Source organism: Streptomyces sp. NBC_00162 (assembly GCF_024611995.1).
In the GTDB taxonomy this organism is placed as follows: Bacteria; Actinomycetota; Actinomycetes; order Streptomycetales; family Streptomycetaceae; genus Streptomyces.
This window is the reverse complement of record NZ_CP102510.1, coordinates 34,338-47,491: the sequence shown is the minus strand read 5'-3', so window position 1 is coordinate 47,491 and position 13,154 is coordinate 34,338. Positions and strand designations below refer to the sequence as shown.

At 72.5% G+C, this 13,154-nt stretch carries 12 protein-coding genes; 1 reads left to right on the top strand and 11 read right to left on the bottom strand.

What is annotated here, in order from left to right:
• Positions 1-23: 23 nt before the first annotated feature.
• From JIW86_RS40270 to JIW86_RS40260, 3 genes are all read right to left on the bottom strand, one after another.
• Positions 24-1,280 carry a beta-ketoacyl-[acyl-carrier-protein] synthase family protein gene (locus JIW86_RS40270; protein WP_322975632.1) on the bottom strand — a complete coding sequence of 419 codons (1,257 nt, stop codon included), beginning with the start codon at positions 1,278-1,280 and terminating at the stop codon, positions 24-26.
• Positions 1,277-2,008, bottom strand: a complete 732-nt coding sequence (locus JIW86_RS40265; RefSeq protein WP_257559687.1) for a thioesterase II family protein — start codon at positions 2,006-2,008, stop codon at positions 1,277-1,279. Before JIW86_RS40265 ends, JIW86_RS40270 begins: the two co-directional genes overlap by 4 nt.
• Before the next feature lie 147 nt (positions 2,009-2,155).
• Entirely contained in the window at positions 2,156-2,977 is an 822-nt protein-coding gene (locus JIW86_RS40260) for an AfsR/SARP family transcriptional regulator (RefSeq protein WP_257559686.1), read from the bottom strand.
• 244 nt (positions 2,978-3,221) lie between these two features.
• Here JIW86_RS40260 and JIW86_RS40255 point away from each other — a divergent pair, with 244 nt between their 5' ends.
• Positions 3,222-4,190 carry an AfsR/SARP family transcriptional regulator gene (locus JIW86_RS40255; RefSeq protein WP_257559685.1) on the top strand — a complete coding sequence of 323 codons (969 nt, stop codon included), beginning with the start codon at positions 3,222-3,224 and terminating at the stop codon, positions 4,188-4,190.
• Between the two features lie 131 nt (positions 4,191-4,321).
• Here the strand turns inward: JIW86_RS40255 and JIW86_RS40250 are convergent, their stop codons facing one another.
• The 8 genes from JIW86_RS40250 to JIW86_RS40215 form a co-directional block, all read right to left on the bottom strand.
• Positions 4,322-5,188, bottom strand: a complete 867-nt coding sequence (locus JIW86_RS40250) for a 4'-phosphopantetheinyl transferase family protein (RefSeq protein WP_257559684.1) — start codon at positions 5,186-5,188, stop codon at positions 4,322-4,324.
• On the bottom strand, positions 5,185-7,005 hold the full coding sequence (locus tag JIW86_RS40245) for a polyketide synthase (protein WP_257559683.1): 1,821 nt from the start codon (positions 7,003-7,005) through the stop codon (positions 5,185-5,187). Before JIW86_RS40245 ends, JIW86_RS40250 begins: the two co-directional genes overlap by 4 nt.
• Positions 7,006-7,038: 33 nt before the next feature.
• A complete protein-coding gene (locus JIW86_RS40240) occupies positions 7,039-7,836 on the bottom strand; it encodes a phosphopantetheine-binding protein (protein ID WP_257559682.1) in 798 nt (265 codons plus the stop codon).
• Between the two features lie 19 nt (positions 7,837-7,855).
• The gene (locus tag JIW86_RS40235) at positions 7,856-8,536 is read right to left on the bottom strand and encodes a ScbR family autoregulator-binding transcription factor (protein WP_257559681.1); all 681 of its coding nucleotides are present in this window, start codon (positions 8,534-8,536) and stop codon (positions 7,856-7,858) included.
• 94 nt (positions 8,537-8,630) lie between these two features.
• Positions 8,631-9,470, bottom strand: a complete 840-nt coding sequence (locus JIW86_RS40230; RefSeq protein WP_257559680.1) for an AfsR/SARP family transcriptional regulator — start codon at positions 9,468-9,470, stop codon at positions 8,631-8,633.
• A 308-nt stretch (positions 9,471-9,778) separates the two neighbouring features.
• Positions 9,779-10,399, bottom strand: a complete 621-nt coding sequence (locus JIW86_RS40225) for a ScbR family autoregulator-binding transcription factor (protein ID WP_257559679.1) — start codon at positions 10,397-10,399, stop codon at positions 9,779-9,781.
• Positions 10,400-10,981: 582 nt separating this feature from the next.
• On the bottom strand, positions 10,982-12,211 hold the full coding sequence (locus JIW86_RS40220) for a cytochrome P450 family protein (RefSeq protein WP_257559678.1): 1,230 nt from the start codon (positions 12,209-12,211) through the stop codon (positions 10,982-10,984).
• A 101-nt stretch (positions 12,212-12,312) separates the two neighbouring features.
• A complete protein-coding gene (locus JIW86_RS40215; protein WP_257559677.1) occupies positions 12,313-13,005 on the bottom strand; it encodes a ScbR family autoregulator-binding transcription factor in 693 nt (230 codons plus the stop codon).
• Positions 13,006-13,154 lie beyond the last annotated feature (149 nt).

Here is a 13,154-nt window from a genome sequence, read left to right as displayed (position 1 = left end):
GCGGGTCGGTCCGGCCGGTCCGGTCAGTCGGTCTCCGGCCGGGTCAGCACGAGCGCGCTCTGGAACCCGCCGAATCCGCTGCCTAGGGCCAGCACCGCGCTCGTGTGCTGGTGACGGGCGGTCCCGGGGACGAAATCGAGATCGCACTCCGGGTCGGGCACCCGCAGGTGTGCGGTGGGCGGCACCGTTCCGTACTCGATCGCCAGGGCCCCGGCGGCGGCCTGGAAGGCACCGACCGCGCCGAGGGGATATCCGGTCATCGAGGCGATCGCGCTGACGGGCACGTTGCGGGCGTGCCGGCCGAGCGCGCGCTTGATGGCCGCGGTCTCGTGCCGGTCGCTCTGCCGGGTGCCCGAGCCGTGCGCGCTGACGTACTCGACGGCGGACGCGTCCAGGCGGGCCTCCTCCAGCGCGGCACCGATGGCCGCGGCCAGCTCCGTGCCGTCCGGGCTGAGCCCCGTCATGTGCTGGGCGGCTGCCCGGCTCGCGTAGCCGGAGAGCTCCGCGTAGATGCGGGCGCCGCGGCGGCGGGCCCGCTCCCGCTCCTCCAGGACCAGGACGCCCGCGCCCTCGCCGAGCACGAACCCGTCACGGGTCCGGTCGAAGGGCCGCGCGGCGCTCGAAGGCTCCGCGTTGCGCCGCGAGGTGATCCGGACGATGTCGCAACAGGCCATGACGGCCGGGGAGATCGGGGCCTCGGCGGCCCCGGCGAGCACGACGTCCGCGCTGCCCTCGCGGATCAGCTCGGCTCCGTGGCCGAGCGAGTCCAGGCCGGCCGTACAGCCTCCGGCGACGAACGAGACGGGGCCCTGCGCCCCCGCGTCCCGGGCCACTTCGGCGGCCAGCGAGCCGGGTACGAAGTAGTCGTACAGGTGGGGCACCGCCCGGGTGTGGTCGACCAGCCAGCGGGCGCCGACGTGGCTGGCCACGGCGTACTCCAGGCTCAGCTCGGCGGCGCAGCCGAGCGCGCTGCCCAGGGCGACCCCGGTGCGCAGCGGGTCGAGCGTCGGAGCCGCCCCGCTGTCGGCGAGCGCCTCGCGGGCCCCGGCCAGCGCGAACTGCGTCACGCGGGCGAGGTCCATGGCCTGCCCGGCGCTCAGCCCGTGCTCCCGGGGGTCGAAGTCGATCTCGGCGGCGACGCGCGAGCGCAGCGGCCGGGCGTCGAAGGAGGTGACCGCGCGGGTGGCGGAGCGCCCGGAGGTCAGCATCGACCAGAAGCCCTTGGTGCCGCCACCGCCCGGGGCGACCACCCCGATACCGGTGATGACCACGCGTTTCAACGCCCGGACCGCCCCACCGTCCGGCAGACCTGCCCGAGGAGTCTCGGCAGTTCGCCGTCGCGGACGAAGAAGTGTCCGCCGGGCACCGTGCGGGACTCGAAGCGCCCGGTCGTCCACTCGCTCCAGCCCCGGAGCACGTCGGGGGGTCCCACCGGGTCCTCGCTGCCGGCGACGGCCAGCAACGGGACGGGCACCGGACCGCCGGCGACCGGGTCGAGGGCGGCGGCGCGCAGCGAGGCGGCCAGCCGCAGGTCGTCGCGGAGCACGGGGAAGACGAAGCGGTGCCACACGCCGGGATCGATTCCGGCGGGCACGCCGTCGAAGCTCTCGAGGATGCGCATCAGTTCGTCGTCGGGGGCGTCGGCGGCGAAGGCCGCCCCCGCGAACACGTCGGGCGGCGGCACGGCGCCTATCACCAGCAGCTCGGGCAGCGGCAGTCCGGCGTCGTCCAGCGCGCGGGTGAGCGTGTAGGCGATCAGCCCGCCGAGGCTGTGCCCGTACAGGACGTACGGTCCGGGCGGCTGCTCCTTGAACAGGTCGCGCAGGTCGTCGAGGAGCGCCTCGCGGGTGGTCACCCGCGCCTCGCGGCGCCGCCCGTCACGGCCCGGCAGCAGCTGGGGCTCTGGGGTCACTCCGGGGCCGAGCAGATCGCTCCAGCGGTGGAAGGCCGAGGTCCCGGCTCCCGCGTGCGCGAAGCACACCAGCCGCACGTCCTGTTCCCGTGCCATGCCCCGTCCTTCCTCGCCCGCCATATCCACCCCACCCTGCGCAGCCCGACTCGAGGCCGGCTCGAGCCCTCCCCGGATCCGGGTCACGCCACCGCGGACCGGGGCTTTCGGCCCCGGTCCGCGGTTCCTGCGTTCCCGTGTCGCATCTCAGGCCGCGTACAGGTCGAAGGTGGATCCCCGGCGCGGGCCGGCCGGCACGTCGAGTGCCGGATCCACCGTCAGCATCGCCTGGTGCAGGCGCTGGAGCTGCGGGGAGGGTTCCACCCCGAGGTCCTCGATGAGGCGCATCCGAAGGCGGCGGTAGACGTCGAGCGCGGTGGCCTGACGGCCGGAGCGGTAGAGCGCCACCATCGCCTGCGAGTGCAGGCCCTCGTGCTGCGGGTGCCGGGCGATCAGCTCGGAGAGCTCGGCGATGAGCTCGGTGTGCCGGCCCAGCCGCAGGTCCACGTCGATGCGCCGCTCGACGGTGACCAGCCGGCTCTCCTCGAGGCGCATGACCTCGATCTCGAGGATCGGTCCCACGCGTACGTCGACCAGCGCCGGACCCTGCCAGAGTGCCAGCGCCTGCCGCAGCTTGGTGGCGGTGCGCTCGTCGTCGCCCTCCTCGAAGGCGCTCTGCCCGTCGGCCACCAGTCGCTCGTACTCGTGGACGTCCACGCTCTCCGGGGCGATCTGGAGCAGGTACCCGCCGTGCCGCGTGGCGAGGACCTCCTTGGCGCCGCCCGGGTCGCCCGGCCCCATGGCGGTGCCGAGCCTCCTGCGCAGCTGCAATATGTAGGTCTGCAGGGTGGTGAGCGCGCTCTGGGGCAGGTCGGTGCCCCACACCTCCTCCATCAGGGTCGGTACGGGCATCACCCGCCCCGGGTAGAGCGCGAGCAGCGCCAGAATCTGGCGCGGCTTGCCGGCCGTCGGAACAATCGAGCCCCCGTTGACTTCGGCACTCAACGGACCCAGAACCTGAATCTTCACGGTTTCCTCCGCACGTCGTCGAGTTCCCATCGATTTCAAGCCTTCGACTGAGGCACAGTAGCGGGACCCAGGGCAACACCCCTCAATTTCTTGAGCGCCTGTCGAGCACACCTCGAACTTCGACGTTTGCGCACTTCAGTCAAACTGTTAGATTCCCTTGCGGGATGACTGCCGGAACGTAATTCAACGACCGGCCGTACAGGTCTTTCCGCGATTCCCACCGGATCGCTGGGAGGAGTGACCGATGGAATGGGACGTAAGTCGGAGCGACGGCCTGGACTTCCGCGTCCTGGGCCCCGTCGAGGTGCACGACCACCGGTCGGGCACCCGGATCACGCCGTCCGGCGCCAAGCAGCGCGCCCTGCTCGCGGCCCTGGTCGTACGGGCCGGGGAGGTGCTCTCCGCCGAGCGGCTCATCGACGAACTGTGGGGTGACCGCCCGCCCGCGGGCGCGGCCAACGCGCTGCAGGCCCATGTGGCCCGGCTGCGCCGGCTGCTGGCGCCCGCCGGCGAGGGCGATCCGGGCCAGGCCCTGATCACCACGCACCCCCTCGGCTACCTGCTGCGGCTCGGCTCCGCCCGTACGGACGCCCAGCGCTTCACCCGGCTCTCCGCGCAGGGCCGGGCGGCGGTCGTGGCCGATCCCGCGCACGCCGCCGACCTGCTGGACCGGGCCCTGGCGCTGTGGCGCGGCCCCGCGCTGGAAGGCAGCGGACGGGGCCAGATCTGCGCACGGGAGGCGGAGCGGCTGGAGCAGAGCCGGCTGGCCGCCCTGGAGACGTGCTACGAGGCGAAGCTGCGCGGCGCGCGGCACGCCGAGGTCACCGGGGAACTGGAACGGCTCACGGCGGCCCATCCCACCCGGGAGCGCTTCTACGACCTGCTGATGCTCGCCCTGTACCGGTGCGGCCGCCGGTCCGAAGCCCTGGGCGTGTACGAGCGGGCCCGGCAGCGGCTGATGAGCGAGATCGGCATCGGGCCCGGGCCGGCCCTGCGGGACCGGATGGAGTCCATCCTGCTCCGGGAGCCGGGGCTGGACTCCGCCGGACCGCCCCCGGCCGCCGCGGGCGCCGACGCGGCCGCGCTGGACCTGGGCGGGGAAATCGCCCGCCTCCGGGCCCGCATCGACGCCATCGGCCGCGAACAGGACGAACTCGTACGCCGTTTCACACTCCTGTCCGAACGGGCCCGGGAAGTTCCGTCCGGCCTCTGACCGAATGGGAGAGGAAGCCACATTGCCCGGAATTTCGCTCGAGATATTCTCCAGTGCCATTCCAGCGGCGGCGGATATACGCCCGCCCGGAGTCTTTTCGGCAATGCGACGGCCGATTTCACGCACCCGGTTCACACTCCGGCGAGTTCCGGCAGCACCAGGCGGCGCGGTGCGGCGCGCCCCCACGGAAATCCGTGGTGCAGGTGGACCGCCGGCAGGTGGGCGACATCGACCTCGACCGCCACCGCCGCCAGCACCTCCGGCACCGGCTCGACCTCGAGGAACCGCCAGCGCCGCGCCGAGTCGTCGGCGGGCGGCCGGAAGGAGAGCACGCCCTGGTCCTCGGCCAGGGTGAAGGCGAAGGAGTCGAAGGGCAGGGCGAGTCCCAGGCCGCGGGCCTTGGAGTACGCCTCCTTCAGCGTCCACAGGCGCAGGGCGCGCCGGTCGCGCGGCCGCCCGGGGGCGGCGCGGGCGATCCAGTCCTGCTCCTGGGGGGAGAACGTCGCGATGATGTTCTCCAGCCCGCGTTCGCCCCGGTCCAGCCGCTCGACGTCCACGCCGATGCGGTGCTCGCGGGACACCCCCAGCAGGTTGTACGCGTGGGCGTGCGAGAGGTTGAAGTCCAGGGTGTCGGCGCCGCGCGGCAGTCCTCCAGTGGGCATCTGGAGGAACGGCCGCCCGCGCGAGGAGCGCCAGATGATCGCCTCGGCCTCGGGGATGCCGGTCTCCAGGGCCAGCACCCGGCGCACCAGGGCGTGGGCGACGAGGTACTGGCGGCGGTCGCGTTCGAAGAGGAAGCGCCCGGCGACCTCCTGCTCGTGCTCGTCCAGCCAGTACGAGGCCAGGGTGGCGGCGATCCCGGGGGCGAGGTCCTCGTTGGGACAGAACCACAGGTTGATCGGGACGGGCCCGTTCTCGTCCGGCCCAGAGGACCAGGAGGACCCGGAAAGACCGGAGGAGCCGGAAGGCCCGGAGGCCCCGGAAGGCAGCAGGGTCATGCCCGCTCCTCCTCGCCGCCCAGCCACAACGGGGAGCGCAGGAACGCGGACGCGGGCAGCGGCACGGCCACGGCGCCCGCCCCGTGAGCCCGCTCCAGGGCCGCCCAGTCGACGTCCAGTCCGGACAGCCACAGGCTCCTGACCTGGTGCAGGTGCCCGGCCCGCCACAGCGCGGCGAGGTAGTCGGCCGTCTCGGGCACGACGCCCATGCCCAGCGGGTCCGCGCCGCCGTCCCGCAGGTCGGCGCACGGGCCGCCGTCCGCGGCGAACCGCTCCAGGACCTCCGCGAGTTCGGCGGCGCCGGCGACGACGGCCGCGAACCGGCAGTCCATGGCGGCGCGCCCGGTGCGCAGGGCGCGGGCGAGCACCCCCAGCGCCGGTACCGGCCCGGCTCCGCGCAGCAGCGCGGCGAACCGGCGTGCGGTGGCGACGAGATGGGCGGGGGTGGGCGCGGACAGCACGAACAGCTCGGCGGCTCCGTCGGCCCCCGTGAGCCCGGTCCCCGTGGGTCCGGCGGCCTCGCCGGACCCGGCGGCGGGGAGGTACTCCTCGAGGATCACGTGCGCGGCGCAGCCACCGGCTCCGTGCGCCCCGACCGACGCCCGGCGGGGCGCCGGCTCCCCGCCCTCCCAGGCCTGCGCCTCGGCCCTGCCCGGACCGGGCACCAGGACCCGGTGGCTCAGCTGGAGCACGGCCCGGGTGAGCGCGGCCGCCGCGGTCACGGCCCCGGCCTCGCCCACGAACGCCCGTACGGAATCGGTGTCCTCGCGGACGGCGACGGTGGAGGCGTCCACCGCGGCCGCCCGCAGCGCGGCGCGCAGCACCCGCTGTCCGGGAGCCTCCTCGTCAGCGCCGGCGGCGCGGGACCCGCGGCCGGGTCCGGCGGACGGGAGGCCCGGTGCGGTGTGGCCGACGGCGCTGCCGCGGATCACGCAGTGGACGGTGTCCCCGTCGGCCAGGGCCCGCGCCAGGGGCTTGAGCAGCAGCGCGCCGACGCCCTCGCCCGCGCCGGGACGGCGGCTGGAGGGGTGCAGCAGCAGCTGGACTCCGCCCACGAGCGCGGCGGCGCATTCCCCGGCGCGCAGGGCGGCCGCCGCCAGGTGGAGGGCGACGAGCACGGAGGACTCCGCGGTGTCGACCGACTGGCTGGGGCCGGTGAGGCCGGCCAGGGCCGAGAACCGGTTGGGCAGGCTCCAGTGGCCGCCGCGGGGCAGCCGTACGGGCCGCTCGCGCGTCCAGGTCCGGGCCGCGAGCAGCGCGTAGTCCCCGGTCCCGGCGCAGGTGAACACCCCGACGCTGCGCGGAGTCCCGTCCGCGGCGGTGAGGGCGTCCAGGCGGCCGCCGGTGCATCCGGCGTCCTCGAGCGCTTCCCACGCCGTCTCCAGGAACAGCCGTTCCTGAGGGTCGATCAGGGCCGCCTCGGACACGTCGATCCCGAAGAACCCGGCGTCGAAGTCCTGGACGCGCTCCAGGTAGTGGCCCCGCTCGTCGCCGGGCCGCCCGGACGGCGGCGCTCCGGCGCTGCCGCGCCCCTCGCGCGCCTGGCGCCAGAACGAGGCGAGGTCGGGCGCACCCGGGTAGCGTCCGGCCATCCCGACCACGGCGATCCGCTCGGTGGGAGACGGCACTTCCGCGGCCCGCTCCCGCGCGGTGTCCGGCCGCGGAAACGCCACGGGCACCGGAACCGTGCCGCCGCTACGGGCAGCCGTACCCGTGGCGGTACGGGCACCGGCGCCGGTGCCCGTCAGCAGCGCGGCCGCCTGTGCCCGGTCCAGATGACCGTTCTTGAACCGGGTCAGGACTTCCTTCTCGTCCATCTGGACGCGCTCCTTCTGGAGTGAGAGACGGCTTCAGCCGCGGCGGGCGAGCAGCACGAGCGCCTCGTCCACGCTGAGCCGGTCTTCGCGGACCGCGTCCAGCAGGACGTCGAGGTCGTCCCGGGCCGCCGGACGGGAGGCGAGCTCGGGCGCCCGGACGGGGGCGGCCTCGTGCCCGAAGGCTCCGGTGCGCACGGCGATGTAGGCAGCCATGGCTGCGATGTTGGGGTGTTCGTAGAGCAGGACGGACCGCTCCTTCATGCCGAAGGTGCGGTTGACGACGGCGATGAACTCCGCGCCCACGATGGAGTCGACGCCCAGCACGTTGAACGGGGCGGTGGTGTCGATGTCCCAGGCGTCGCAGCACAGGATCGCCGCGAGCTGCTCGCGCAGCACCTCCGCGATCTGCTGCGCCGCGGGCGCCCCGGCGGGTTCCCGTGCGGGTTCCGGTGCGGGGACCCGATCCACGGCGGAAGCGGGAGAAGCGACGGAGGGGACGGGGGCTGCGGGAGCGGTGTCGGCGCCGGGAACGGTGTCGGCGCCGGGACCGGCGAGCACGGTGGCGGCCGGCCGGGCCTCCCCGCTTTTCATCGCCCGCTTGACCTCCCGGGCGAAGGACGCCGGAGTCGGGTAGTCGTACAGGTCGGTCGCCCGCACCCGCAGTCCGTACCGGCTGTTGACGACGGCCACGAACTCCACGACCAGCAGGGAGTCGAGCCCCAGCGTCCGGAAGGTCTGCTCGGGATCGATCTTCTCCGCTTTGATCCGCAGGACGTCGCCGAGCACCCCGACGAGGTCGTTCAGCACGTCAGCAGGATGGTCGTTCGTCATCGATTGCTCCTCCAAGCCTTCAGTGGCACACGGTCCGGTATCGGTGGCCCGGCGCGCCGCCCACGGGGCGGGCCGGGAGATCGGGCGCCGGCACTTCGGTGCGCCATTCCCCCACCGCGCCCTCGGGCACCAGGATCGGCAGCAGCAGCGACCACAGTCCGGAGACCCGGCGCTGCAGCTCGGCGTAGGGCATCGCGGTGCCGGCCATCGCCTCGATCCCGCAGGCCGCGGCGGCGACCAGCGATTCGACGCTCTCCCAGCGGCCCTCGGCGCGCAGTTCGCCCGCGTCGCGGGCCTGACGCAGCAGCCCGCAGACCGCCGCGAGCCAGATCTGGTGGAAGTCGGCGACGGCCTCGGGAAGGCCCGCGCACTCCTTGGTGAGGCGGAAGCTCGCCGGGATCGCCGACTCCTCCCGCAGGGTGCGGGCCATCCAGTGCGTGGTGTCGACCAGCGTCTGCAGCGGAGAGAGCCCGGCTTCGAGCCGTTCCCGTACCGACTCGTCCAGCAGTGCGCGACCGCGCAGCTGGACCGCCTCCGCCAGTTCGTCCTTGGAGGCGAAGTGGAAGTACAGCGCCCCCTTGGTCACTCCGGCGAACGCGGCGATCCCTCCGAGTGTCGCGTTCGCGTAACCGTTGCGGTGGAACATCTCGGCCCCCGCGTGCACCAGCTTCCTGCGGGTCCGCTCCGACCTCTCCTGCACCGCGGTTCCTCCTCGGCCCCGACCTGTGGCTGTCCGGTCGCGCGGCCGCACCTCCGGGCCGTCCGCGGCGTGCCGGATGTGGTGTGCGGGCATCTCAGCCCACGCGTACGAGTCGCTCGTTGCCGGTCTCCGCCACCCCCGCGGGGCTTTCGGGGCCCGCCATGAGGATCGAGCGCTGCAGCCTGCGCAGGGCGGCCGACGGCTCCAGCCCGAGCTCGCGCACGAGGACTCCGCGCAGCCGCTGGTAGACGTCGAGCGCCTCGCCCCGGCGGCCGGACCGGTGCAGGGCCAGCATGAACTGGCCGTGCAGGTTCTCGTGGGTGCGGTAACGGCTGGCCAGAACGGTCAGTTCGGCGAGCAGCTCCCGGTGCCGTCCGATCCGCAGATCGGCCTCGATGCGCTGATCGAGGGCGCACAGCCGGGTCTCCTCCAGCCGACGGGTCTCCATGTCGAGCTGGATGCCGCCCTGTACGTCGGCGAAGGCCGGCCCCGACCACAGCGACAGCGCCTCGCGCAGCAACCGGGCCGCGCCCGGGAAGTCGCCCGCGTCCATGGCCCGGTAGCCCATGCCGGCGAGCCGGTCGAACTCGCGGACGTCGCTGGTGCCGCCGCCACTGTTGAGCAGGTAGCCGCCGGGCAGCGTGACGAGCACGTCCTTGGCCGTACGCCGGCCTTCCCCGCCCTCACCCCCCTCGCCCTGCTCCAGGGCCGTCGCGATGAGGGTCCGCAGCTGCAGTACGTAGGTCTGCAGCGTGGTGCGGGCGCTGCGCGGCGGCGTCCCCGCCCACAACTCCTCGATGAGGGCCGACACCGGGACGACCTGGTCTGCGTGCAGGGCCAGCAGTGCCAGCACCTGTCGCGGCTTGGGGGCGGTCGGCGTTACGGAGACTCCTTGTTCCCGCACCGCCAGTGTGCCCAGTACTTCGATGTCCACGTCGTACTCCCCTGTCCGTGGATAAGCCTGACTCAGTAAAAAACAGGACTGGCGGTTTGTCAATACGAAACCGACCGTGCTGTTTTTATCTCTCAGTTCACCTCACAACCCCTCCCATAGCGCCTTGACCTGCACAAACAAAGCCCAGGCCGCAGCGGGTCCGTCTCACGAGCCACTCCATCTCCCCTCTAGAACGAGCCGAGAGGCCTCTGCAACGACCCGAGAGGGAGGTCAAACAAACCGGTGGGTCTTGAACATCGAGAAGCCCCGGTGTTCGTGCGCGCGCACGAGACCGGGGCTCAGGGGCCCTACAGCGGGCAGGTCCCCGCGGCATGCAGGTCCTCGAGAAGAGCCGCCGGCACGACTGTCGGCAGCAGCAGACGCCAGAACCGGGTGACGGTGGAAGCCGAGAGCCACTCCGCCTCCCGCACCCCCAGCACCTCGAAGCCAACGGTGGCGGCCACGACAGCACTCACCACGTCCGAAGCGGTGACATCCGGACGCAACTCACTCTCGGCGTCGGCCTGCTTGAGCGTCTCCTCGACCCAACGCCGCCACCACTCGCGCAGGTCGACATGCGGCGGGCGGGACATCTCACCGCTCAGCTCGAACCCGGCCCGTAGCACCACATCCCCGCGCAGCGCCGCCGCCAGCCGGTGGGTCACGTCGACCAGGAGCTGGACACGGCCTGCCCCGACGGGGAGCACGGGCTCGGTGACGGCCAGCAGCCGGGCCAGCGCCGCTTCCTCGACGGCGTCGGTCAGCGCGGCCTTGCTGGTGAAGTGGTGATGCAGCGCGCCGTTGCTCACCCCGGCCAGCGTACTGATCGCGGTGAGTGACGCCACCGCGAACCCCTCCCGGTCGAAGATCTCGGCCGCGGACCGGATCAGGGTGTCACGCGTACGCACCGCGCGTTCCTGTTTGACCATCAACTACTCCGTCACTGCGAGGGGTTGCCACGCCTGCGGAAGGGCAGGCGGCGAGGGGGCTGCCACGGAGTCAGCCAGGGAGCTGGACTCGCTGGCGCCCCCGGCACCACCGCTCACAGTCACACCAGGCCGCTCCCCACGATGCAGCGAGCCCCACTACCCGAGAGTCTAACAAACCGCTTGTGCGGTTTTAATAGCCCGGCAGGGTCGAACACACAGTTCAGCCACGCGTGAGGACCCGGGCAGGGCGGGTCGCAATTCGGGTGGGCTTTGGGCGATCTCCGGGTGAAGGGCTGTGGACCAGGACGGCAACGTCAACAACCGGGCAGGGAACCCGTCCAGCCGACCCGGCAGCGCAAGCGGGCGATGAAGCGCTTCCACGGCGTCAGACACGCCCAAGAAACCCCTGTACCAAACCGCTGATGCGGTTTCTGTACGTGGGCGAAGAGGGCCCGCCGAATCCACGGGGAGAAGGGGGAGGCGAAGGTTCCCCACCCACCGTCCGGAAACAACGAAAGGCTCCGCGGCGGAGTTCGCCGCGGAGCCTGTGGATCTGTCCCGTACGCCGTGCCCGGCGCCCGCTCAGGCCTCGCGCAGCACCACCGGAAGGGCCGCGTAGCCGTTCAGCAGGAAGGTGGGCATTGGCTCCAGGTCCTGCTCCGGGCAGCCGAGGGCCATGTCCGGGTAGCGCTCGAAGAGCGCGGCAAGGGCGGCGGTGGCCTCCACCACCGCCAGCGGGGCGCCCAGGCAGCGGTGCACGCCGTGGCCGAATCCGAGGGTGTCGCGCCCGGTGCGCAGCAGGTCGAACTCCGCGGCGTCCGCCCCGTACCGCTCCGGGTCTCTGCCGCTGGCCGCGAAGGAGACGAGGATGGCGTCGCCCTGCCGGATCTTGACCCCGTCCAGGTCGATGTCCTCCACCGCGAAGCGCATGGGCGAGTAGCTCGCGGGGCTGTGGACCCGGATCGTCTCGGCGACCACGTCCTCCCAGCCGGCCCGGCCCTCCCGAATGTGCTCCAGCTGCTCGGGCCGGGACAGCAGCGCGCCCAGGGCGTTGGTGATCAGCGTGGACGTGGTGTCCTGGCCCGCCGCGATCAACAGGAAGAGGGAGCCGAGAAGTTCGGACTCGGTGAGCGCATCACCGTTGTCCCGCGCCTCGATCAGCGAGGACGTCAGGTCGTCACCCGGCTCGGCCCGCTTGGCCGCCACGTGCTCGGCCAGCAGCCCGAAGGCCGTCATGCGCGCGGCTTCCATCTCGTCCGCCGGGACCGTCGTGCTGAACACGGTGCGCAGCGCGGCCGACAGCGCGTCCCGCCCGGCGCCCCGCTCGACTCCGAACAGCTCGCATATCACCTGCAGGGGCAGCAGTTCCGCGAACGCGGAACGCAGCTCGATGGGCTCGCCGGCCGGCACGGAGTCCAGTGCGTCGAGCAGCTCGGCGGTCAGCTCCTCGACCCTGGGCCGCAGGGCCGCGGACCGCCGTGCCGTGAACGCCCCCGCGACGAGGCGGCGCAGCCGACTGTGTTCCTCGCCGTAGGCGAACAGCATGTTCTCGTTGGCCACCCAGGGATAGAGCGGCCACTCGGGCGTTATCCGCCCGTCGACGAACTCCGGCCAGTGCCGTCTGGCGTCCTTGGACACCCGCGGGTCGAGCAGCAGGCGCTCGACGTACTGCTGGCCCACCACGGCCCAGGCGCGGACCCCGCCCGGAAGCTCCACCTCGACCGCCGGTGCCTGCTCCCGGAGCATCGCGACCTCACCCGCGATGTCCCGCCCCGTCACGTCCAGCGCGTACGGGCAAGCAGCCATGTCCATCTGTGCACTCCGTTCGGTTTGTTTTTGCGTTGTCGTGCTCTGACACACCCACGCACACCGAGGAGAACAACATGCCCCCCTCCCCCGCTCATTCGACGGCGCTATGCCGCCTCGTCCGCCGCCTCGGCCTCGGCCTTCGCGTCGCGCAGCCTGACGGCCGCCTCGTACACGCGCTCCGCGCGGTCCGCGGCGAAGTCCAGGCGCACCAGCACCCCGGGCGTGGCGATCGCGGTCAGCAGCGTACGCATCAGGTCGGTCACCCGCTCCACCATGTCCGCGTGCCCGGTCATGATCTTCGAGAGCACCTGGACGCCGGTGAAGCTGCCGGTGAACAGTTTGGCGGTGGCCTCGATGTCGACGTGTGGCAGGAGTTCCCCGCGCTCCTTGGCACGGGTGAGCAGCGCCGTGTTGTGGTCGTTCCAGCCCTGCATGGGGATGCGGCGGTCCAGACCGTCGATCGGGGTGCCCTGGTCCACGGTGAGCCGCACGCTCCCCCGTACCAGCGGGTCGCCCCTGTGCAGCAGGTAGGCGAGGACCAGGGCCTCGTCCAGGTTCTGCTGCAGGAGCAGTTCCGTCTCCGGTACCGGTGGCAGGGCTCCCACCTGCCCGGCCAGCACCGCCTGGGCGAGCTCTTCCTTCGAGGTGAAGTGGAAGTAGAGGGCTCCCTTGGTCACCCCGGATTTCTTGAGCACTTCGGAGATCGTCGCGGACTCGTATCCGACCTCGTCGAACAGCTCCGCAGCCGCGACCAGGATCTTCTGCCGTGTACGAATGGCTCGCTCTTGCCGCGCCATACACCCTCCGCTGCCACTCGGGCCAAGAACAAACCGCGAGGTTCGCACTTTCCCCGTGCTCACATGGCGTGATCATCGCGCCACCGTACGATATCACCCCTGGTCAGCCTATATGCCGACCAAGTTACCCCCTCGACTATAGCGTCCGC